General features: G+C 71.9%; 23 protein-coding genes. 13 read left to right on the top strand and 10 right to left on the bottom strand.

Annotated elements, in window-relative coordinates:
• Nucleotides 1-125 precede the first annotated feature (125 nt).
• From HGK68_RS07855 to HGK68_RS07845, 3 genes are all read left to right on the top strand, one after another.
• Complete coding sequence (locus tag HGK68_RS07855) at nucleotides 126-2345, top strand: RCC1 domain-containing protein (protein ID WP_169165462.1); 2220 nt, start codon at nucleotides 126-128, stop codon at nucleotides 2343-2345.
• Between the two features lie 45 nt (nucleotides 2346-2390).
• The gene (locus HGK68_RS07850) at nucleotides 2391-4505 is read left to right on the top strand and encodes an RCC1 domain-containing protein (RefSeq protein ID WP_206155829.1); all 2115 of its coding nucleotides are present in this window, start codon (nucleotides 2391-2393) and stop codon (nucleotides 4503-4505) included.
• Nucleotides 4506-4576: 71 nt separating this feature from the next.
• Complete coding sequence (locus HGK68_RS07845; RefSeq protein ID WP_169165460.1) at nucleotides 4577-5110, top strand: pyridoxamine 5'-phosphate oxidase family protein; 534 nt, start codon at nucleotides 4577-4579, stop codon at nucleotides 5108-5110.
• Nucleotides 5111-5201: 91 nt separating this feature from the next.
• Here HGK68_RS07845 and HGK68_RS07840 read toward each other — a convergent pair whose 3' ends face one another.
• Genes HGK68_RS07840 through HGK68_RS07830 form a run of 3 tightly spaced genes read right to left on the bottom strand, consistent with a single transcriptional unit; the run spans nucleotide 5202 to nucleotide 7506 of the window.
• Nucleotides 5202-5519, bottom strand: a complete 318-nt coding sequence (locus HGK68_RS07840; protein ID WP_169165459.1) for a CDGSH iron-sulfur domain-containing protein — start codon at nucleotides 5517-5519, stop codon at nucleotides 5202-5204.
• Complete coding sequence (locus tag HGK68_RS07835) at nucleotides 5516-6472, bottom strand: glycosyltransferase family 2 protein (protein WP_169165458.1); 957 nt, start codon at nucleotides 6470-6472, stop codon at nucleotides 5516-5518. The genes HGK68_RS07840 and HGK68_RS07835 overlap by 4 nt, the downstream gene beginning before the upstream one ends.
• Entirely contained in the window at nucleotides 6472-7506 is a 1035-nt protein-coding gene (locus tag HGK68_RS07830) for an iron-containing redox enzyme family protein (RefSeq protein ID WP_169165457.1), read from the bottom strand. The genes HGK68_RS07835 and HGK68_RS07830 overlap by 1 nt, the downstream gene beginning before the upstream one ends.
• 187 nt (nucleotides 7507-7693) lie before the next feature.
• Between HGK68_RS07830 and HGK68_RS07825 the strand changes: the two genes are divergently transcribed.
• A complete protein-coding gene (locus HGK68_RS07825) occupies nucleotides 7694-8329 on the top strand; it encodes an ANTAR domain-containing protein (protein WP_169165456.1) in 636 nt (211 codons plus the stop codon).
• 1 nt (nucleotide 8330) lies between these two features.
• Nucleotides 8331-8684, top strand: coding sequence for an STAS domain-containing protein (locus HGK68_RS07820; protein WP_169165455.1), 354 nt, complete (start codon nucleotides 8331-8333; stop codon nucleotides 8682-8684).
• A gap of 31 nt (nucleotides 8685-8715) precedes the next feature.
• On the opposite strand, the gene HGK68_RS16255 is transcribed toward HGK68_RS07820, so the two are convergent.
• Together HGK68_RS16255 and HGK68_RS07815 are read right to left on the bottom strand one after the other, a co-directional pair.
• Nucleotides 8716-8847, bottom strand: a complete 132-nt coding sequence (locus tag HGK68_RS16255; RefSeq protein WP_281358440.1) for a hypothetical protein — start codon at nucleotides 8845-8847, stop codon at nucleotides 8716-8718.
• 2 nt (nucleotides 8848-8849) lie between these two features.
• On the bottom strand, nucleotides 8850-9065 hold the full coding sequence (locus tag HGK68_RS07815; RefSeq protein WP_169165454.1) for a hypervirulence associated TUDOR domain-containing protein: 216 nt from the start codon (nucleotides 9063-9065) through the stop codon (nucleotides 8850-8852).
• Between HGK68_RS07815 and HGK68_RS07810 the strand changes: the two genes are divergently transcribed.
• A complete protein-coding gene (locus tag HGK68_RS07810; RefSeq protein ID WP_169165453.1) occupies nucleotides 9064-9417 on the top strand; it encodes a hypothetical protein in 354 nt (117 codons plus the stop codon). The genes HGK68_RS07815 and HGK68_RS07810 overlap by 2 nt on opposite strands.
• A gap of 9 nt (nucleotides 9418-9426) precedes the next feature.
• Here HGK68_RS07810 and HGK68_RS07805 read toward each other — a convergent pair whose 3' ends face one another.
• Nucleotides 9427-10137: a hypothetical protein gene (locus HGK68_RS07805; RefSeq protein ID WP_169165452.1), complete on the bottom strand. Its 711-nt coding sequence runs from the start codon at nucleotides 10135-10137 to the stop codon at nucleotides 9427-9429.
• A gap of 74 nt (nucleotides 10138-10211) precedes the next feature.
• Between HGK68_RS07805 and HGK68_RS07800 the strand changes: the two genes are divergently transcribed.
• The 3 genes from HGK68_RS07800 to HGK68_RS07790 all read left to right on the top strand — a co-directional run bounded on the left by HGK68_RS07800 (nucleotide 10212) and on the right by HGK68_RS07790 (nucleotide 13153).
• Nucleotides 10212-10802 (top strand): TetR/AcrR family transcriptional regulator, encoded by a 591-nt coding sequence (locus tag HGK68_RS07800; protein WP_169165451.1) that lies wholly within the window; start codon nucleotides 10212-10214, stop codon nucleotides 10800-10802.
• 138 nt (nucleotides 10803-10940) lie between these two features.
• A complete protein-coding gene (locus HGK68_RS07795; RefSeq protein ID WP_246260671.1) occupies nucleotides 10941-12554 on the top strand; it encodes a methyl-accepting chemotaxis protein in 1614 nt (537 codons plus the stop codon).
• A 152-nt stretch (nucleotides 12555-12706) separates the two neighbouring features.
• Nucleotides 12707-13153, top strand: a complete 447-nt coding sequence (locus HGK68_RS07790) for an ATP-binding protein (protein ID WP_169165450.1) — start codon at nucleotides 12707-12709, stop codon at nucleotides 13151-13153.
• An 8-nt stretch (nucleotides 13154-13161) separates the two neighbouring features.
• Here the strand turns inward: HGK68_RS07790 and HGK68_RS07785 are convergent, their stop codons facing one another.
• Nucleotides 13162-13800: a TetR/AcrR family transcriptional regulator gene (locus HGK68_RS07785; RefSeq protein WP_169165449.1), complete on the bottom strand. Its 639-nt coding sequence runs from the start codon at nucleotides 13798-13800 to the stop codon at nucleotides 13162-13164.
• 156 nt (nucleotides 13801-13956) lie between these two features.
• Between HGK68_RS07785 and HGK68_RS07780 the strand changes: the two genes are divergently transcribed.
• Nucleotides 13957-15249, top strand: coding sequence for an MFS transporter (locus tag HGK68_RS07780; RefSeq protein ID WP_206155828.1), 1293 nt, complete (start codon nucleotides 13957-13959; stop codon nucleotides 15247-15249).
• Nucleotides 15250-15369: 120 nt separating this feature from the next.
• Here the strand turns inward: HGK68_RS07780 and HGK68_RS07775 are convergent, their stop codons facing one another.
• Nucleotides 15370-17406 carry a beta-galactosidase gene (locus tag HGK68_RS07775; protein ID WP_169165447.1) on the bottom strand — a complete coding sequence of 679 codons (2037 nt, stop codon included), beginning with the start codon at nucleotides 17404-17406 and terminating at the stop codon, nucleotides 15370-15372.
• 62 nt (nucleotides 17407-17468) lie between these two features.
• Nucleotides 17469-18212: an EI24 domain-containing protein gene (locus HGK68_RS07770; protein ID WP_169165446.1), complete on the bottom strand. Its 744-nt coding sequence runs from the start codon at nucleotides 18210-18212 to the stop codon at nucleotides 17469-17471.
• Between the two features lie 27 nt (nucleotides 18213-18239).
• Between HGK68_RS07770 and HGK68_RS07765 the strand changes: the two genes are divergently transcribed.
• Nucleotides 18240-18728, top strand: coding sequence for a DinB family protein (locus HGK68_RS07765; protein WP_169165445.1), 489 nt, complete (start codon nucleotides 18240-18242; stop codon nucleotides 18726-18728).
• Here HGK68_RS07765 and HGK68_RS07760 read toward each other — a convergent pair.
• Nucleotides 18715-19329, bottom strand: coding sequence for a GNAT family N-acetyltransferase (locus tag HGK68_RS07760; protein WP_169165444.1), 615 nt, complete (start codon nucleotides 19327-19329; stop codon nucleotides 18715-18717). The two genes, HGK68_RS07765 and HGK68_RS07760, sit on opposite strands and share 14 nt — an antisense overlap.
• Before the next feature lie 61 nt (nucleotides 19330-19390).
• Between HGK68_RS07760 and HGK68_RS07755 the strand changes: the two genes are divergently transcribed.
• Together HGK68_RS07755 and HGK68_RS07750 are read left to right on the top strand one after the other, a co-directional pair.
• Nucleotides 19391-19687: an ArsR/SmtB family transcription factor gene (locus HGK68_RS07755; protein ID WP_169167009.1), complete on the top strand. Its 297-nt coding sequence runs from the start codon at nucleotides 19391-19393 to the stop codon at nucleotides 19685-19687.
• Nucleotides 19684-20607: a cation diffusion facilitator family transporter gene (locus HGK68_RS07750; protein WP_169165443.1), complete on the top strand. Its 924-nt coding sequence runs from the start codon at nucleotides 19684-19686 to the stop codon at nucleotides 20605-20607. Before HGK68_RS07755 ends, HGK68_RS07750 begins: the two co-directional genes overlap by 4 nt.
• Nucleotides 20608-20682: the final 75 nt, after the last annotated feature.

Below are 20682 nucleotides of genomic sequence, written 5' to 3'. Positions count from 1 at the left end.
CCACGCTTCGGTGACGACCGAAGGACGACGACCGGGGGTAGAGCATGAGAGTGGCCGGACGTGGCGTGATCGCCAGCGTGATGGCGTAGGCGTCTGCGGCGTCGTTCGTCGCCTACGCGCAGGCGGTGAGCCCGGAGGCGGGGTCCACCAGCGGCGGCACCGCCGTGACGATCGACGCCCCGCAGTTCGAGTTCGTGCAGGTGGACGAGGGCAAAACCCTGTCGGTCGGCCTCACCCGGGACAATCAGCTCTACGCCTGGGGCGCGAACCTCAGCAGCGTCCCGGTCCCGGTCGACCAGAGCGGCGTGCTGGCGGGCAAGACGATCACGGACCTGGCCGTCGGCGCGAGCGGGACCTACGCGCTCGTCCTGGCCTCCGACGGCACCGTCGCCGGCTGGGGGACGAACGAGCAGGGCCAGCTCGGCAACGGCACCACCAGCTCCACGTACTCCACGGTGCCGGTGGCTGTGGACACCACGGGCGCACTGGCGGGCAAGACCATCGTCAGCATCGCGGCCGGTTCCGGCACATCGCTCGCCATCGCGGACGACGGCACCGCGTACACCTGGGGCGACAACACCTCCGGGTTGTTGGGTGCCGGACTCGACGGGACGGCGATGATGACCTCTCCGGTCGCCGTCGACACCAGCGGCGTACTCGACGGTGTCACCCTGGTCCGTGGCGCGGTCACCGACGTGTCCGCAGCCGTCGTCAGCGCCGAGGGCCGCCTCTTCACCTGGGGCACCGACGATTACGGCCTGCTCGGTGACGACGGCGCTCACCAGACGGCCACCGGGAGTACGTTCTCCGCGGTCCCGGTCGAGGCCGACACCTCGCAGGCGCCGGACGGCACCACGTTCTCCGAGGTCACCGCCGGGATGTGGACCGTGACGGCATTGACCACCGACGGCGACGTCTACGGCTGGGGCAATGGCCGTACCGGCCAGCTGGGCACCGGCTCCGCCACGAACTGGCAGCTGCCCACGCCGATCACCAGCGGTGCTCTCGCCGACGCGACGGTGGCAAGCGTCGACAGCGGCGGCCTCTACACCCTCGCGCTGCTGTCCGACGGTTCGATGGTCGGCTGGGGGGCGAACGGCAACCAGCAGATCGCCACCGGCAGCACCGACGTGGTGGTCCCGACCACGATGGGTCTGAGCGCACTCGGTGGAGCGGCGGTGATCGACTTCGCGGCCGGAACCGCCGTCCTGGTCGCCACGGACGCCCACAGCAGCTGGAGCTGGGGCGCCGGCGGTGCCGGGCAGCTCGGCGACGGGACGTCCATCGACAGCCAGTTCCCGGTAGCGGTCGTCCTGCCGACCGACAAGGTGACGTTCGGCGGGGTGTCCGCCACCGAGATCAGCCGGATCGACGCCGACACCATCTCTGCCGTCACCCCGCCCCATGCGGCAGGCACGGTCGACGTCCGGGTCACGATCGGCAACAGGGTGCTGGTGTTCGCCCAGTCCTATACCTATGGCACCGCGCCGACGGTGACGGATCCCGCGGACACCACATCGCCGGCCGGATCGGAGGTCGCCCTGAGTGTGACCGCCACGGGTGACGACCTGCCGGCGGTCAGCTGGCAGACCTCGACCACCGGCACCGACGGATGGACGTCAGCGCCCGGGGCGACCCAGACCGACAACGGTGACGGCACCGTGACCAGCACCCTGGTGGTCACGACGGGTGCCGAGGGCACGGCCGTTCATTACCGCGCCGTGGCGGTGAACGCGGTGGATCAGGTGATCAGCGCGAGTGCCGCCGTGACCGCCACTGCCGCCGCCGTCAGCCCGGATCCGACCGCCGAGCCGACCAGTGTCGCGACCGCACCCGCCGCCGAACAGACGGTATCCCCGGCACCCGACCCGACCGCGACCGCGGAGCCGGTCGAGGACGCGACGCCGGAGTCCTCAGCACGTCCCGACCAGGAGCCGACGTCTGACCCCGATGCCACCGGTCCCGAGGCGACCGGTCCCGCCCCGGCGGCCACCGAGGACCCCTCCCCCGAGCCCAGCACCAATCCGACGCCGACGGCGGGGCCGAGCGCCGACCCCACCGGCACGACAACGACCGACGACTCCGCCGGCATTGTCGGCACTGACGACCCTGCTGGGGCCGCGGGCCCTGCTGGGGCTGGCGGCACCGCCGAGGCCGACTCCGGCGAGCAGGCGCGCCCGGCGACGACCAGCACGGTGGTGACCGATGCGCAGGTCCGCAGTGTGCTCGCGCATACCGGCTCGGATCCGAGCTGGCTGTTCGCCGGTGCCGGTGTGCTGTTGCTCGCCGGGGCGGTCTTCGTCCTCGCCGGCCGCTCGGCCGGACCGCACCCGACCCGCCACTGAGCACCCCGTTCCCCGTACCCCGTCTGAAGGATTGATCTCGGTTTGTTGTCGACAGTTGTGCGCCGTAGCGCGCTTGCAGGAGTTCTCGCGGCGGGGGCGACTGCCTCCTTCGTCGCCCTCGCGGCCGTCGCGGTCGACCCGGGATACGGATCCACCGCCGGTGGCACCACCGTGGCGATCGACTCGCCGCAGTTCCAGTTCGCCCAGGTCGATACCAGTGAGGAGGCGTCGATCGGCGTGACCACCACCGGGGAGATCTACGCCTGGGGCGGCGGTGCGATCCTGGGAGAAGAGCAGCGCTCGACCGTCCCGACCACGATCGACACCAGCATCATCGGGGACGCCACGATCACCCAGGTGGCGGCGGCCCCCACCGGTTTCCTGGGGCTGGCCCTCGCCTCCGACGGGCGGGTCTACGCCTGGGGCGAGAGCTACGGCGGCGTGATGACCGGTGCCACCGACGTCCAGTTCAGCACGGACCTCACCCCCATCGACACATCCGGAGCGCTGGCCGGCAAGACCGTGACCGATATCGCGGTGGCCTACGACGCCGCTGCCGTCGTGACCTCCGATGGAGCCGTCTACGTCTGGGGTAACACCGGTTACTCGCTGGGGACGGCCTCGGACGAGACCAGCATCTCCTCCCCCACGGCCGTCGACATGTCAGGGGCGATGGCGGGGAAGACCATCGTCGAGGTCGAGTCCGGCGCGGATACCTTCATCGCGCTCGCGTCCGACGGTTCGCTGTTCACCTGGGGCAGCAACAGGTTCGGCAACCTCGGTATCGGCTCGACCAGCGAGGAGAGCGGTCCAGTCGCGGTGGACACCTCCGCGCTCCCGCCCGGAACGGTGTTCACCGCGGTGGCGGCCGGCACCACGAGCTACGCCCTCACCACCACCGGACAGGTCTACGCCTGGGGCCGCAACGACATCGGGGCGGCGGGCGTCGCCACCGACGCGACCAGCGTGACGCTGCCCACGCTGGTCGACACCGGCGCGCTCGCCGGCGCGACCGTCACGTCGATGCACGCGGGACTCGCCTCGGTGCTGGTGCAGCTGTCCGACGGCAGTCTTGTCGGCTGGGGCGACAACCACTCCGGCCTCCTGCTGAGCGGCGGTCCGGAGGCCCTGAGCACTCCGACCAGGATCGACACCAGCGTGTTCGGGACGGTCACGGTGACGAGCTACGCGATCGGGTACGAGCACGCCGTCGCCGTCACCGACGCGGCCACCGCCTGGGCTTGGGGCGACAACGGGTACGGCCAGCTCGGCGACGGCGGTGCCGTCGCGTCCTCCGATACTCCGGTCCCAGTGACGGTGCCGGGTGACGCGGTGACCTTCGACGGGGTGGCCGCGACGTCGGTCACCCGCGTGAACCCGACGACCCTGCAGGCAGTCACCCCGGCACACATCGCCGGGCGAGTGGACGTGGTGGTGACCACGGGCAACGCGGTCTACACGTACCCGGACGCGTACGCCTACGGTTCGCCGCCCGTCATCACCACGGAGCCGGTCGGGGCGACCACCAGCGCGGGCGCGAGCCACACGCTCACGGTGGTCGCCACCGGCGACGATCGTCCGATGATCACCTGGCAGACGTCGGCCAACGGGGTCGGCGGCTGGACCAGCCTCACGGGTGCCACCACCAGCGGGACCGGCGACGAGGTGACCAGCTCGATCACGATCCCGGCCGGCGCTGCCGGGTCGACCGTCTACGTGCGGGCCGTCGCCAGCAACGTGGTCTCCTCCACCAGCAGCACGGTGGTGGCGATCGCCGTCCCCGCGGATCCGGCCCCCGATGCCACCCCGGCGCCGACCGACGATCCGGTGCCGACCGAGGATCCGTCGTCGACACCCGCCGGGTCATCGGCCCCCGACGACCCGACCCCCACCGAATCGACGGCTCCCGTCGACCCGACCTCCCCCGGGTCCGGCACACCCGACGGGTCCGGCTCCACGACCGACCCTGGGGACCGGTCCGATCCCGGCAGCGGCACCGTGACCGATGCCACCGTGCGCGAGGTGCTCGCCCACACCGGTTCCGACCCCCGGTGGTTGCTGGCGACGGGCGGGGTACTGCTGACGGCCGGTGCGCTGTTCGTGGTGATGAGTCGTGGGCCGGCGTCCGACCGTGGACCGGATCGGGCACCGGTGAGCTGACGCGACACCGTTGTGACGGGGGGCGTCGGTCGCCCCCCGTCACAACCCGGCGTGCGGGCTACCGTGACCCGATGACGAGTGCCCTCGGAGAGTCGATCTGGTCGCAGCTGGCCGCGGCCACCCAGACGCGCACCGCCTTCACCCTGGTCCAGGTCGGCACCGCCGGACCCGACGGACCACAGGTGCGGGCGATGATCCTGCGCGCGGTCACGGCCCCGCACCTGTTCCTGGCCACCGACCGGCGCACCCCCAAGGTGGCGGCTCTGCTCGCGGACCCCCGGATCGCGATCACCGGGTGGGATCCGGACCAGCAGGTGCAACTGCGGCTGCGGGGCACGGCGGAGCTGGTGGAGGACCCGACGACCCTGGCCCAGGCGTGGGCGTCTTTCGGGCCGGGCACCCGCGCCCTGTTCACCGCGCCGGCACCCGCCGGCACGCCGCTGTCAGCGGCGCCGGGGCGCGACGACGCCGAACCCGTCGAGCGCTTCGGCTGGTTGCGGGTACGGGTCACTGAGATCGACCACCTGGACCTCGCCGGGCCCGAGCAGCGGCGCCACCTCCTCCGACAGGAGGACGACTGGGACCCGGTGCCGATCGTCCCGTGAGCTGTTCTGCGGCGGGCTGAGGGGGCGCGTGATCAGCAGCTCGACCGAGAGCCGCTCCGGTCCGCCACCCGGAGGCACCGGACGACGACCGTCACGGCGTGTGCTCCTCGGCGGAGGTCGGCTCCGGCGGCCGGGGCACCTCGTCGTCGGTGCGGAATCCGATCGCCTTGTGCGACCCGTCGCAGAAGGGCTTGATCGCCGACGCACCACACCGGCACAGCGCGACCGTGGCCCGGCGACGCGGGACCGGCCGACCGGAGCTGTCCCGGATCTCGACCTCGCCCCGCACCAGGATCGGGCCATCGGTGCACGCCGTGAGGATCACGGGCGCGGGGCCCGCATCGTGAGGCGTGACCTGGGGTGCGTCGGTCGGTTCGCCGACCTCGGCACCGTGGTGCGCGGTGGTCATCGTGACTCCTGGTCGTGGTCGTGGCGGAGAGCGCGGAGTGGGGTGGCGGCGTGCGCCACGCGGTGTCCGGCGTAGCGCACGCCCCCACCCGCGCGCAGCGGCAGCACCAGCCAGGCGAGCAGCGCACGTTCGGCGAGCCAGACCGGTGCCCACAGCGCGGCGGAGCGCGGGTACACCGAATGACCGCCCTGGCGACGCCGCCCGGTTTCGGCCACCGCGATCGCGGCCAGGGCGATCAGCGCAGGGCCGCCGTGGCGGCGCGTTGCCACCGCGATCGGCAGCAGCGCCAGCTCGGCGAGGAACCGGGGCGGCTGGGCCAGGCTGTCGTAGGCCTGCCGGACCCGCTGGCGCCAGAAGTGTCCGGTGCTGGGCGGTCGGCGCAGGACGTACAGGTCGTCAGCACGGCACACCCGGCCACCCCGGGCCAGCACCGTGCGGATCAGCTCCAGGTTCTCGAACAGCACGCCCCCGTCGTACCCCGCAGTGCCGAGCGCGTCGGCCCGCAGCACCAGGGTGCCGGGATAGTCACCACCCAGGCTGCGATTGACCAGGCTGCGCGCGGTGTCCCACCGGGCGTGCCAGGGCTGGGGGTGGAACACGTTCCGCGGCCGCACCAGATCGGCGTCCCGGAGCCGGTCGACGGCCGCCAGCAGCCCTGCACGGTCGTAGCGCACATCGTCGTCGGCGATCACGATCTGCTCCGCGCGGCGGTGCCGCAGCCCGGTCAGCACGCCGGCGACCTTCCCGTTCAGCGCCGTCGACGGGTCGGGTCGCAGGTGGCGCACGGCGTCCGGGAAGGCAGCCCGGTGCCGGGCGAACCCGGCGGCAGGCGACCCGTCGACCACGGTCACCGGCAGCCACCGCACCAGGCGGGACAGGTAGTCGGCCAGCTCCTCCAGGTCGGTGTCGTCGGTCCAGCGCAGCGGCAGCAGGTACTCCGCGTCGACGATCACTACACCGCCCCGGTGCTCCGGGCCCCGGCGCCGATCAGCGCCGACTCCCCCGCCGACCACCGATCGATCAGATGCGCGCCCACCCGGCCGTCGATGTGCAGGCAGGCGGCGGCGCCGAACATCACCTCGTCCAGCAGTGCGGGCTGTTGTGCCACCAGCCCGCCTGCCAGGTCGCGTCCGGCGATCTGTTCGTGCACCGCATCGGCTTCGACGTGCTCGTCGAAGTACCACGTGACGTCCGCGTCGTACCCGTGCCGACGGAAGCCGTTCCCGTACAACCGGTTCGGTTGGGAGGACGTCATCTCGAAGGCGGCCAGGTGCCCGACGATGCAGCCCCGCAGCCGCCGGTGCAGCCCGAACATCGTCATCATGTTCACCGAGGCCAGCGTGATCGCGGGCACCAGGTCGATGTAGTGGCCGTAGCTGTCGTCCAGGCCGAGGCCGCGCATCGTCCGGGCGAACAGGGCCGCGTGCATCCGCTCGGGCCGCCCGCCGCCGTACTCGTCGGCCTGGATCTCCACCAGGGCCGCCTTCGGCTCGCCGAGCAACCGCGGGATCGCCCAGGTGTGCGGGTCGGCCTCCTTCAGCTGGTAGATCGACCGGTTGATCAGCAGCTCGTGCAGCTGCTCGTCGGTGGCCTTCTTAGCGACGTATCCGGACAGGCTCGGACCGCTGTCCCGGCTGGTCAGCGCGAACAGCGCGGCGGCGACCGACTGCTGCTCCGGCTCCGGCCGCAGGTCGTCCGGCACCGCCACCGCTGCGCGCAGCTGCGCCTCGAACTCCGCCTCGATCACGGCGCGCGCCCGGAGCAGGTCGGGGTGCCATTCCAGGCCGTCGTCGACACCCTCCAGGCCCTGGTAGTGCAGCTCGTACAGCGCGGTCAGCGCGACCTGGACATCCTCGTCGGTGGCCAGGTCGGGGCTCGCTGCCACCGCACGGAGGGCGAGGTCGGACAGGGCGGGGTCGACGGTGCCGCTGGTCAGGGCGGTGAGGAGACGGTCACTGAACGGCCCGCGGGGGGCTGGTGCGCGCAAGGTGACTCCCGGTGCACGGCGGTGTGCCCCGTGGCATGAGACTCCCGGACGCTATCCCGGCGGACGGTCGCCCGCACTCCGGTGTCGTTGTCACCCGATCGGGCGTACGGTCGCGCTACACGGCTGATCGGCTGCGGTCCAGCACAGCGGCCGCATTCCGGTGGCGGGACCGATGGGGGCCACGGTCATGACCGACCTGACCGCACGCATCACACCACGCAGATCGACGAGGACGGACGACCACGCGGTCGGCCGGTTCAGTGTCGACCTGCGCACCGACACCTGGTGGTGGGACGACGAGCTGTTCCGCATGTACGGCTTCGCTCCGCACGACGTCGTGCCGTCGACCGCGCTGGTGCTCGCGCACCAGCACCCGGAGGACACCGTGGGGTTGGTGGCACGCGTCTCCGAGACCTTCACCACCGGCGAACCCTTCACCGCGGCGCACACCGCGGTGGACGCCACCGGCCGCGCGCGGCTGTTCAGCATCAACGGCGAGCTGGCCGATCAGCGGGTGCACGGCCGGGTCCTGGACCTCACCGAGATGGTGGATCTCCAGGCTCGACGCGCCGCCACGGTGTCGATCGAGGCATCGGCCCGCAGCCGCGCCGGGATCGAGCAAGCGGTGGGCGCGGTCGCCCTGGCCGAGGGTGTCTCGCCGGAGGTGGCGTTCCGTCGGTTACGCACCGTCTCCAACGACGCGAACGTCCCGCTGCGCACCCTGGCGACAGCCATCGTGGAGCAGCTTCCAGCACTGAACTCCGACCCCGGTCGACTCCCCCGGTTCCTCCGGGAGCTGTCGGCACCGACCCATCGGCGCTGAGATGGGCGGGAGGATCGAGGTCGGGCACCGGTCCGACCGGACGGTGATCGCCCTGTCGGGCGACGTAGACGTCCTGCTGCGCGAGCACGCGGGGCGGGCGCTCGGAGCGGCGCTGACCGCCGGACGGCCGGTGGTGCTCGACCTGTCCGGGGTGACGTTCATCGATTCCTCCGGAATCGGCTACCTGGTGCAGTTCCGCCGGGCGTGCGACGAGGTCCAGCTGCCCTGCACGCTGGTGGGCGCGCCCCCATCGGCGCTCACCGTGTTGCGGGTGCTGGGCCTGACCGAGCACTTCGGCATCGCCGAGGCCGACGGTGCCCAGCAGCACGGAACGGCCGACGCGCCCCGCCGGTGAGGTCGGACCCGACGCCCGGCCGGGACGGACCTCACAGCGCGGCGAGTCCCAGCACCACCAGCGCGACGACCACGAGAGGGGCCACGGTCCAGAACAGCGCCCGCGACGACTGCGGCTCGCGACGCGCTGGATCGCGGAAGCTGGGTCGGAGCGGATCCTCCACGGTCAGCCTCCGAGCCGTCGCAGCGCCGACCGATGATGAGCGGCCCGGGCGCCGGTCTTCTCCGACTCGACGATGAACGCCGGTTCCTCGGCGCTCGCGGTGAAGCGCTGACCGGCGAGCTCGACGTCGCTCTCCCGGCGCTCGACCACCACTCCCTGGGTCCGGCCCTGGGGGGTGTTCCAGGACACCCGATCACCGACGCTCAGCGGTTTGGCCATGCGCCTCATGGTGCTCGGTGCCGCCGCGGAGCGCGAGCGCGGGATTCACCCGGTCGGCCTCAGCCGACTCAAGTCGGCCCACGGCACGGCCGATCACCCGGTCATGGCAGGGATGGACCCGTGGTTGGCGAACCGCTACGCCGGGACCGGCAGCCATGAGCCGAGCCCGGAGGTCGATCGCCCGACGGTGCACGAGACGCGGCTGTCCCGGCGCCGTGCGGACGCCGTGCTGCGTGAGGTCAGCGCACGGGTCGCTCCCCGTCGGCGCCGCGCCCGGATGTCGCTCTGGCTCACCGGCACCGTGGCAGCGGCCACGGCGCTGATCACCTGGGCGGTGACCACAGCGCACTGAGCGCCCCGCTCAGCGCAGGAGGCGGCGCAGTTCGGCGAGCAGCGACTCGTCCGGCTCCCCCGGCGGCGCACTCAGCGCCCAGCCGTCCATCGCCAGCGCCGCCACCCGTCGCCCGTCGGACAGCGACCGGTGCTGCGGCAGGGCGGCCGGGGACAGTTGCCGGGCGGCGAGGGCGGCGTGCTGGGGCACCTCGACGCCCGACAGCAGCAGGGTGCGCAGCAGGGCGGCGGCGCGGCGATCGTCGGTGAGCACGTCGAGCCGGGAGGTCACTGCGGCCCGACAGGGCGCCAGGTGCAGCGGCGAGAGGTCGTCGAAGCCGTCGCTCATCACCCGGTCCAGGACGTCCTCGACCAGTTCCTGCGCCGACCCGTACATGCTGTCCAGCCACTCCGGGTCCCGGTCGGCGATCAGGGCCACCCGGTCCAGGGTGATGCTGCCCACTCCCCCGGTCCGTGCCAGGGTGAGGAGGGCGTCGACCAGCGGTTCCTCGTCGCGTAGCGGGAACCGCTCCCAGCGCTCGGAGAAGCTGCCCAACCGGGTGCTGGGCACCGGGACGTCCGCGTAGTGCGCCACGGCCCGCAGCGACCGCTCCCACCAATCGGCGTCGTCCGGGTACACCCCGCCCAACCACCCGAGCATGCAGCCGTCCAGCGCCAGGCAGGCGATCCGGGTGCGTGCGTCCACCGTCGTGCCGACCTCGCCCATGATGTCCTCCCGCACCGTCGAACCGACCAGATGGTCCGTAGCCTAGGTCAGGTCGGCTGGACGGACCAATCGGTCGGTACGCTGGGGCCATGGCCGATGCCGCACCACCAGCCCGCCGCCGCGACCCGATGCGCACCAAGCGCGCGCTGCTCGACGCGGCGGCGTCCAGCGTCGTGACCCACGGGGCCGGGGTCAGCGTCGACGTGATCGCCCGCACCGCCGGGGTGTCCAAGAGTGGGCTGTTGCACCACTTCGGGTCCAAGGAACAGCTGTTCGCCGCGCTGGCCCAGGATGCCTTCGACCGGTTCGCCGCCGAGGCGGAGGCGGCAGTCGAAGCCGACGACCTCGCACCGGGACGCCTGCTGCGGGGCTATCTGCGCGCCACCTTCGCCCAGGCCGCCGACCCGGACGCCGCCGACTACTGGGCGGTGATGGCCCACCTCGCCGTGGTGCCGGCGGTGGCGGAGGCCGCTCGCGCGGACTTCCGGTTCTGGGAGGGTCGGCTGACCGCCGACGGCTTCGACCCGGCCGTCGCGCAGCTGGTGCTGCTGGCCGCCAACGGACTGGAGCTCGGCGAGGCGGTGGGCTGGGTGCCCGGTGGCGACCGCGACCAGCTCCGCGACCGCCTGCTGAAGCTGACCCGGGCCGCCGACACCGTGCGGGACGTGCTGCTCCCCTGATCGTCCGGCGATTCACCCGGGTGCAGGCACCCAGATCCTGCTCAGCAGCGGTGGCGGCTTCCCGATGGGAGCAGCACGTCCTGCTGATGGTCCGCGTCGTGGACCGCAGGGGGGAGGACGCAGCCCCAGGAGACCGCCGTGACCGACCAGCACCCCCGCCGCACCGTGCGGCTGCCCCTCGCCACCCAGATCATCGGCGTCGCCGCCGTCGCCACCGTGTGCTCGGTGGGCGTGGGCGCCTTCGCCGCCGGACAGCTGTCGGCGATCCGCTCGGAGACCTCGGCGATGGCTGCCGCCGACGCGCAGGTGAACGCCGCGCTGTCGACGTTCCAGGCGTCGCTCTGGCAGGTCCGGATGAGCGCCGGGATGGTCGGCGCCTACCCGGCCGGCGACGGCAAGCAGTCCCAGGTCGATGCCCTGAACACCGGCTATGCCGCCGTGGACGACGCGGCCGCGGGTCTGGAAGCCGCCTACCAGGACGCCTTCGGCGGCAGCCCGACCGGCTGGGACGCCTTCGGCACCGCCTGGGACGAGTACCGCCAGGTGCTCGACGACGAGCTGATCCCCGCGGCGCTCGCGGACGACCAGGTCGCCTACGCCCAGATCCGGGACGAGGGCGGAGCCGGGGAGAAGGGCCGGGCCCTGGTCGCCAGCGTCAGCACCGTGCAGGAGGAGATCGCCGACACCATCGCCACCGAGGCCGACCAGGTCGCCGCCCGGGCGCAGCGGTCGATCTTGGTCACCTGGATCGGGCTGTCGATCGGCGCGGTGCTGGCGATCGTGGTCGCCGTCGTGGTCGCCCGCCGGATCCGCCGTGCGGCGGCCGGGGTGCGCGAGTCGCTGGTGGCGATGGCCGAGGGCGACCTGACCGTGGCGGCCCGCGCCGGGTCGCTGGACGAGATCGGCGACATGGCGACCTCCCTGGGGATCGCCCAGCAGTCGCTGCGTGCCACGGTCGGCGGCGTGCGGGACTCGGCGCAGGCGGTGGCAGCGGCGGCTGAGCAACTGTCCGCGGCGTCCTCGCAGGTGTCGGCGGGTGCAGACGAGACCTCCACCCAGGCCGGGGTGGTCGCGGCCGCCGCCGAGCAGGTGTCGCGGAACGTCCAGACGGTCGCCGCCGGTGCCGAGCAGATGGGTGCCAGCATCCGGGAGATCGCGCAGAACTCCTCGCAGGCCGCCAAGATCGCGGGTCAGGCGACCGAGGCGGCGGCGGTGACCAACGACCAGGTCGCGCGGCTCGGGGTGTCCAGCCAGGAGATCGGGAACGTGGTCAAGGTGATCACCAGCATCGCGGAGCAGACGAATCTGCTGGCATTGAACGCGACCATCGAGGCAGCGCGGGCCGGGGAGGCCGGCAAGGGCTTCGCGGTCGTCGCCGGTGAGGTCAAGGAGCTGGCGCAGGAGACCGCCAAGGCGACCGAGGACATCGCCCGCCGGGTGGAGACCATCCAGGGCGACACCTCCGGCGCGGTGACCGCGATCGAGCAGATCTCCACGATCATCGCCAGCATCAACGACTACCAGCTGACCATCGCCTCGGCCGTCGAGGAGCAGACCGCCACCACCAACGAGATGTCCCGCTCCGTCGCCGAGGCCGCGACCGGCTCCGGGGAGATCGCCACGAACATCACCGGGGTGGCCTCCGCCGCCGCTTCGCAGTCCGATGTGCTGGGTCAGGTGGGCCAGTCGGTGGTGGAACTGGCCCAACTGTCGGCGGACCTGGAATCCCGGGTGAGCCGATTCCGCTACTGAGGATGCGGAGGCGGCCCCGGGAGCCAAGACTGGGGCCGCATGAGGGACATCACCGCACATCACGGCCAGTTCAGAACCAGCTGGCCGCACCGGGACGGACGTCACGTCGACCTGCACGGCGGCTGCGCCGAGCGGATCGGGACGGTGGCCCCGTGACCGACCGGATCGACGACGGACTGGTCTCGGCCCGGCCGCCGGAGCGGTTCACCCTGGTGCGATCCTGGACCCTGCACGACGTGGATCATCTGAGCGGCGTCCGGCGTGAACTGCTGGAGACCGTGACCGCCTCGGACGCCGGACCGCAGGACGGCCTGGACGACATCCCGGACCGGATGATCCTGGTCGCCTCGGAACTGGCCACCAATGCCCTCACCCACGGCCTGCCGCCCACCGAGGTCCGGCTGCTCTCCGACGGCCGGGAGTACCTGCTGGACGTGGCCGACCACGACACCGGCAGCACTCCGGCGCTGGCGGGCGAGCGAGCTCCGGGCGCCGGGGGCTTCGGACTGCAGATCGCGCGGCGACTGTCCCAGGCGGTGGGTTGGTACGCCGACGAGTCGACCAAACACGTCTGGGCGACCTTCCCCGCCCAACGCTGAGCCGTCGATCAGCGGTAGTCGTCCCAGATCGGTGCCGGGAAGAGCACCTGCTCGAAGTCCCGCCACGCGGTGGGGAGGTCGATGGCCGGGCTGCGGAACATCCTCAGCTGCAGCCCGTCCATCGCCGCGATCGTCTGCTCGACCAACGGCCGCATGTTCGACCAGTCACCGACCTGCGGCGGAATCCGCCACCGGGTGCGGGAGTACAGCTCCCACACCCGGTCCGGTCGGTCGTGGAAGTAGGTGTGGGCCGGATGCTCGGGGCTGACCGACTCGGCGCTGAGCACCATGTAGAGCCGGATCAGCTGCGGGTCCTGGGCATTGTGCGCGACCAGGTAGCGGCAGTACGCGGGGAAGGACATCCCGTCCGGGTGGGTGGCGGCCGGGTCCCCGGTGGCGGCGAAGTCCTCCGGGTCGAAGCGCTGGTCGTAGCCCTGCTCGATGATGAGCTGGAGTAGACCCTCCTTGGTGTGCACGTAGTGCAGCAACCCTGCCTGGGTGATCCCGACCTGCTTGGCGACCTCGGGCAGCGACAGCCCGTAGAACCCGTGCCGGCTAACCAGGCGGGTGCTGACGTCGAGGATCTGCCGGATCCGCTCGTCCCGGGTCAGGCGTACCCGGCGCGGCTTCTGCGAGGTGTCGGTCACCGGGGCAACCTACCGCGCGTTGACACCGGACCCGTCCCGTTCTACCTTCCCCTTATCTACCAACCAGTCGGTAGGTAGCGGTGGGTGTGCGAGGGGGCGCATCCCGCTGACAGCTCACCGTGGAGCGTCCGTCTCCCACGACCAATGAAGGTTGCCATGGACACGCAAGCCGCACCGACGACGGACTCGACCGCCCCGGCCGATCTGCTCGCACCCGACACCCGACAGCCCTTCACCCGCGCCCGCACCCTGCGGTTCGGCGCCGGGTTCTTCGTCTACGGACTCGCCTGGATCATCGGCCTGCAGATCGTCGCGGCGGTGCTGCTCCCCCAGCGTCTGCGGGACATCGGCGTGGCCGACCCGGTCGCCCTGCTCGGCACGATCAGCGCCGTGACCGCCGTGGTCTCCCTGGTGTCGAACCTGGTGTTCGGCAACCTCTCCGACCGCACCCGCAGCCGGTTCGGGCGCCGCGCCCCGTGGATCCTGTGCGGCGGCATCCTCGGCGGTGTCACGCTGTTCGCGATCGGGGTGCTCACCAACGCGACCCTGATCACCCTGGTCTACTGCCTGTGCATGGTCGGGCTGAACATGATGCTGGCCCCGGCCGTCGCGGTGCTGGCCGACCGGGTGCCGATGAAGCTGCGCGGCACGATGTCCGCGTTCTACGGCGGCGGGCTGGCCGCCGGTGCTCCGCTCGGCTCGCTGATCGGCTCGGCGTTCCTGGTGAACTCCTTCCCCGGCTTCGTGCTCGGTGGCGCGCTGATGGCTGCCTCCGCGGTGATCGCGCTGATCGTCTGGCCCCGGGAGCGCTCGGCCGTCGACCTGCCGCCGGCCGCCGGTGGGCTGATGGAGCTGTTGAAGTCCTTCCGGCCGCCGCGGAAGGCACCGGACTTCTACTGGGCCTTCGCCGGGCGACTGTTCATGCTGGTCAGCTACCAGATGATCATGGCGTACCAGCTCTACATCGTGCAGGACCACATCGGCCAGACCGTCGCCGAGTCCGCCAAGACCATCGCCACCATGTCGGTGATCCTGCTGGTGGTCTCGCTGATCGGCTCGGTCGTCTCCGGCCCGGTCTCCGACCTGATCGGTCGCCGCAAGCTGCCGGTGGTGGTGTCCTCGGTGCTGTTCGCGGTCGGTATCGCGATGCCGTGGATCTACCCGTCGCCGATGGGCATGTTCCTGTTCGCCGGGATCGCGGGCTTCGGCTACGGCGTCTACACCTCGGTCGACCAGGCCCTGAACGTCGACGTGCTGCCGAACGAGGAGGAGGCCGGCAAGGACCTCGGCATCCTCAACCTGTCCACCACCGCCGGTCAGACCGTGGGGCCGCTGATCACCTCGGCCCTGGTGGTGGCCACCGGCGGTTACGGCCTGGTGTTCCCGGTCTCCATCGTCGCTGCCCTGCTGGGCGCCTTCTTCATCACCCGGATCAAGTCCGTGCACTGACCCTCGTGCGTTCGCGCACCCCCACTGAGCCCGTCCGCCGGTCGGCCCGGTCCCCGGGCCCGCGCCGTGCACAGAAAGGCCGCCCCTCCCGATGAGAGGGGCGGCCTTTGCTGCTCGCGGTCAGCTCTCCAGGATCACGAGGTCCCACGGGGCGATGTCGAGCGGGTCACCGGCCTCGACCGGCACATCGCCCGCCAGCACCGACCGCCCGGCGACCGGGCTGGCCAGCCGCACCGGCTCGGCGGAGTAGTTCAGCAGGTAGGTGATCGCCCGCCCGGCCGCGTTGTGACCGCGGCGCACGGTGACCGTCCCGGCCAGATCCTGCGCCCAGTCGCCGACCCCGGCGTCCCGGACAGCGAGCGTCAGCGCCGCCCGGAGCAATTCCGGTGAGGTCATGGTGCCCAGGTGCAGCGCCGACCCCTCGCCCGCCCGGTGCCGGGTGATCGCCGCGTAGTCCCGGTAGGCGTCGTGCGCGTAGGAGGCCAGCACCTCGGCACCCTCCGGCACCAGCAGCTCCATGAAGTGCTCGGCCGCCAGCGGTGCCGCCACGCCCGCGAGCTGCCCGTGCAACTCCAGCGCGACCCCTTCCGGCCGGGTGAACTGGTTGTAGCGGAAGCCAAGGGTGTCGACCAGGTCGTGCGGTGCCGTGTCGTGCCAGACCTTGACGTGCTGGTCGGCGACCAGGCTGCGGAAGGTGGTGACCAGGTGCCCGCCCTGCTGGACGTAGGCCCGCAGCGCGTCAACCGTCGACTGCGGAGCGGTGTACAGCACCGGAGCGATCACCAGGGCGTACCGCGACAGGTCGTCGGCGTCGGCGGGCACGAAGTCCACCTCGACGTTCAGCGCGAACAGCGCGTCGTACACCCAGCGCAGCACGTCGTTGTAGCCGATCGAGCTGCCGAACACCCCGTCGATGAAGCCGGTCTCGATGGTGAACCACTGCAACGCGGTCAGCGCCTCGTTGCTGACCATGATCGCGACCCGGTTCTGCTTGCGCAGGTGACCGAACCGCTCGCCGAGCGCCGCCAGCTCCCGGCCGAACACCCCGGCCTCCTCGTAGGTCGGGTTCGACGCCAGGTCGTGCGACAGCAACCCCTTCCAGTAGGTCTCGAAGGAGTGGTGCAGCGAGTGCCAGTGCCAGTACATGACCCCGTCGGCGCCGCTGGCCAGATGGCTGTACGCCTGGAGCCGGAGCTGACCGGGGTACGGCAGCCAGCCGAGCTGGCCCTGCGCCTGCGTCTCCAGCACCAGGTAGTTGGCGCCGCCCTTGATCGAGCGGGTCATGTCGCCGCCGAAGGCGATCTCGGTGCCGGTCAGCCGGGACTGGGTCGGGTGGTAGATGTCCACCCCGGCGACGTCGACGGTGGGCGCCGCCTTGAAGTGGTCCACCGACGGTTGCAGACCGTAGGACCAGCCCGGCGTCCAGTCGAAGTCGAAGTTCTGGGTGATCCACTGGTCCTCGCGGGCGTACTCCCGGACGATCCCGGCCTGCCAGGCCAGGAAGTCGACCACCAGCCCGCGCCGGAACTCGTCGAAGGCGGCGCCGAGCGACCCGTTGATCGTGCCGCGGACGTCGGGCACGTCCTCCCACGCGTCGATCCGGTTGGACCAGTAGTCCAGGCCGTACGCGGCGTTCAGGGCGTCGAGGTCACCGTCGAACGTCTGCCGCAGGTGCTTGACGAAGCTCCGCTGCACGCCGCGACCGGCGGTGTCGTGGTACTTGGTCTCGTTGTCGAGCTGGAAACCGATCACGGCCGGTCGGTGCGCGGTGTGCGCCATCAGCTCGCGGATCACCCGCTCGGCGTGGAACAGGTAGGTCGGGTGGGTGATGTCCATGATCTGCCGCGCGCCGTACCGGCCCTCGCCGGCGCGGGTGGTGGCCAGCACGTCTGGGTGCGAGGCGGTCAGCCAGGACGGCACCGCATAGGTGGGGGTCCCGACGATCACGTGGATCCCGGCGGCCTCGAACGCGTCCAGCGCCCGGTCGATGTGGTGGAAGTCGAAGACGCCTGGCTGGGGTTCCAGCGTGCTCCAGGTCGACTCGGCGATCCGCACCACGTTGATCCCGGCGTCCAGCATCATCCGGACGTCGGTGTCGATCCGGTCGGTGGGCAGGTACTCGTCGTAGTACGCAGCCCCGAACAGCAGCCGGTCCATCGTTCAGCCTTCCTCGCGCGCGTCCCGGCCACGATGCCGGGCGGTCGCCGCGAGTCTACCTACTAGTTGGTAGGTAAAGGTCGCCCGGCGACCATCGACTGCGCCAACAGCGTCGACCCGACCACCGCGGCCGGCATCGTCGCCACCGCCCCGCCCGGCACCAGGAAGCACAGCTGGGTGGCGACCCCGAAGCCCAGGGCCTGCCCCCGGTGCGCCCGGATCAGCCGTGCCCGCTCCCGACGGTCGATCCCGCGAGCCAGCAGTGCCCGGGAGGTGAGCTCGGCCGCCAGCAACCAGCCGGTGCAGACCAGACCGGCCACCCAGCCGAGCACGGTGCCCACCACCGGGATCACGCCGAGCAGCGCCGTCAGCGCGCCGACCACGATCCCGCGCAGGATCAGGCCCAGGCCGTCGACAGCACCGCGCCAGAACCCGACCGACCCGGAGGGCACCTGACCCGTGGTGTCCCGCTCCACCGCCTGCCAGATCCGGTCGTAGACCGGCTCGCCCACCGCCAGGGTCAGACCGGTGAAGGTGACGACGATCAGCACCAGCACACCGGCCAGCACCACCGCCTGCGCGGTCAGCTCGGCAGCGCGTTCCCAGCCCGGACTCCAGTCGTCGGCGAACGGGGTCAGCCAGTCACCGATGCTGCCCAGCTGCCAGATCAGCAGGATAACCGCGACCAGCAGCACGACGGCGACCACCACCGCCGGGAGCAGACCGAGCAGCATCAGCCCGGTGCGGCGCCGCCACCAGCCCCAGCCGCGGCCCGCCAGCCGGACTCCGTCCATGAACCCGTTCATCGCGGGCCAGGGTGTCACACTCGGACGATGGAACGACCTGACACCCGGATCCACGGCGACGAGCGCACGCTCCTGGACTTGTTCCTCGACTACCAGCGCGCGACGGTGGTGCTGAAGGCGGAGGGGCTGGGCGACCAGGACGGCGCCCGGCGGCTGCTGCCCTCGGCCACCACGGTGACCGGGATGCTGCGGCACCTGGCCGACGTCGAGCGCAGCTGGGTCGCCGAGACGTTCGCCGGGCTGCCCTACGACCGCAGGTTCGGCAGCGACGACGACCCGGACGGCGAGTGGCGGGTCACCGAGGCCGACTCCCTGGCCGAGGCGATCGCCGACTACCAGGCCGCCTGCGCGGAGAGTCGGCGGATCCTGTCCGGTCGCGGGCTGGACGAGCAGTGTGTGGCCGGTCCCCCGGCGCAGCTGCGCTGGGTGCTGCTGCACCTGATCGAGGAGACGTCCCGGCACGCCGGGCAGCTGGACGTGCTGCGCGAACTGCTGGACGGCGTCACCGGGGAGTAGCGGCCCGCCACATCCGCTCCGGCGGGTGCACGCCGACCGGCAGGCCGTCCACCGGGCCGCGGGCGGTGAAGCCCAGGCGTTCGTACATCCGACGCGAGCCGGGGGTGGTCGCCTCCAGGTAGGCCGGAGCGTGCTCGGCGTCGGCGATCGCCAGCCGGTGGCCCAGCAGCGTGCTGCCCACCCCCTCGCCGCGCGCCCGGCCGGAGACCACGACGTCCGAGAGGTACCAGTGCGGCTCGGTGGGGTGCACGTCGGCGAACGCCCGCTCCATCCGCTGCCACCCCCGGGCGCCCGACCGACCGAGCGCGACGACCATCCGCACCCGATCGATCATCGACTCCTCGCGGCCGGCGACCCCGGGTGCGTGCCAGATCGCCACCCCGACGACCTCGCCGCTCCCCCGACGCGCCAGGTCGACCACCCGACCCGGGTCCGACCCGCGCACCACCCCGCGGTAGTACCGCCGCAGTCGACCGCGACGAGTCTCCTCGGAGCCCGGCACCACCGCGGCGATCAGCGGGTCGGGGGCGAAGCCCTCGGCGAGCAGCCCGGCGGCGGCATCCAGGTCGGCAGCACCACTGGCGACGGAGACGGTGACCATGCCGGTCAGGGTAGAGGGCTTCCGCTCGGCGGGCAGCGGTGGCTATCATCGTCGAGTGACGATGATTCCGACCGTGACGGACGTGTTCCGTGCCCTCGGTGAACCCGCCCGACTGAGCATCCTGCGCCACCTGTTCACCGGTGAGCACTCGGTCCGCGAGCTGACCGATCACCTGCACCTCGCCCAGAGCACCGTCTCGGTGCACCTGGCGGTGCTGCGGGACTGCGGCCTGATCACCCTGCGCACGGTCGGCAGGTCGTCCCGGTACTCGCTCGCCGACCCGGACCACCTCGACACCCTGCTCCGCCACGCCGACCGACTGGTCCCGGCGACCGACACCCCGGGAGAGGCACGATGAGCCACGACCACAGCCACGCCGTGCCGGACGACCGCCGCCGACTCGCCATCGCGTTCGGCCTGACCGCCGTCGTGCTGCTCGCCCAGGCGATCGGCGCCTGGTGGACCGGGTCGCTGGCGCTCCTGGTCGACACCGCGCACATGCTCACCGACACCGCCGGGCTGGCGATGGCGCTGTTCGCCGCACACCTGATCCGCCGCCCCGCCACCACCCGCCGCACCTGGGGTCTGCGGCGCGCCGAGGTGCTGGCGGCACTGGCCCAGGCGGCCGTGCTGTTGGCGGTCGGGGTCTACGTGCTGGTCGAGGCGGTCCGCCGGTTCACCGATCCGCCGGAGATCCCGTCGACGGAGCTGGTGGTCTTCGGCGTGATCGGTCTGGTCGCCAACCTCGCGTCCCTCGCGGTGCTGGCAGGTCGCCGCTCGGCGTCCTTCAACCTGCGGGCCGCCTTCCTGGAGGTGCTCAACGACGCGCTCGGTTCGGTTGGCGTGATCGTCGCGGCGATCGTGATCGCGACCACCGGCTGGCAGCAGGCCGACGCCGTGGCCGGTCTGCTGATCGGGGTGCTGATCGTGCCCCGGGCGGTGCGCCTGCTGGGCGAGACCGGTGCCGTGCTGCTGGAGTCCACCCCGCCCGGACTCGACCTGGACGCCGTCCGCGGTCACCTGGAGCGGATGGAGCACGTGCGCGGGGTGCACGACCTGCACGCCTCGCTGATCGCCACCGGACTGCCGGTGATCACCGCCCACGTCACCGTGGACGACTCCTGCTTCACCGACGGCCACACCGCGCAGATCCTCGACCAACTGCAGGAGTGCGTGGCCGAGCACTTCGACGTGTCGGTGGCGCACTCGACCTTCCAGATCGAGCCGGTGGGGCACCGCGAACCCGGACGCAACCTGTGTGCCACCACTGACGTGTGACGAGGAAGTCGACTCAGCGCCTCCTGCAGGTGTCGATCAGGCGGGCACGCCGATTCCCGGAAGGCGCCGCACCCG

Source organism: Cellulomonas taurus, from assembly GCF_012931845.1.
Taxonomy (GTDB): domain Bacteria; phylum Actinomycetota; class Actinomycetes; order Actinomycetales; family Cellulomonadaceae; genus Cellulomonas; species Cellulomonas taurus.
The sequence above is the reverse complement of the archived record's forward strand: the minus strand, read 5'-3'. Positions and strand labels throughout refer to the sequence as shown.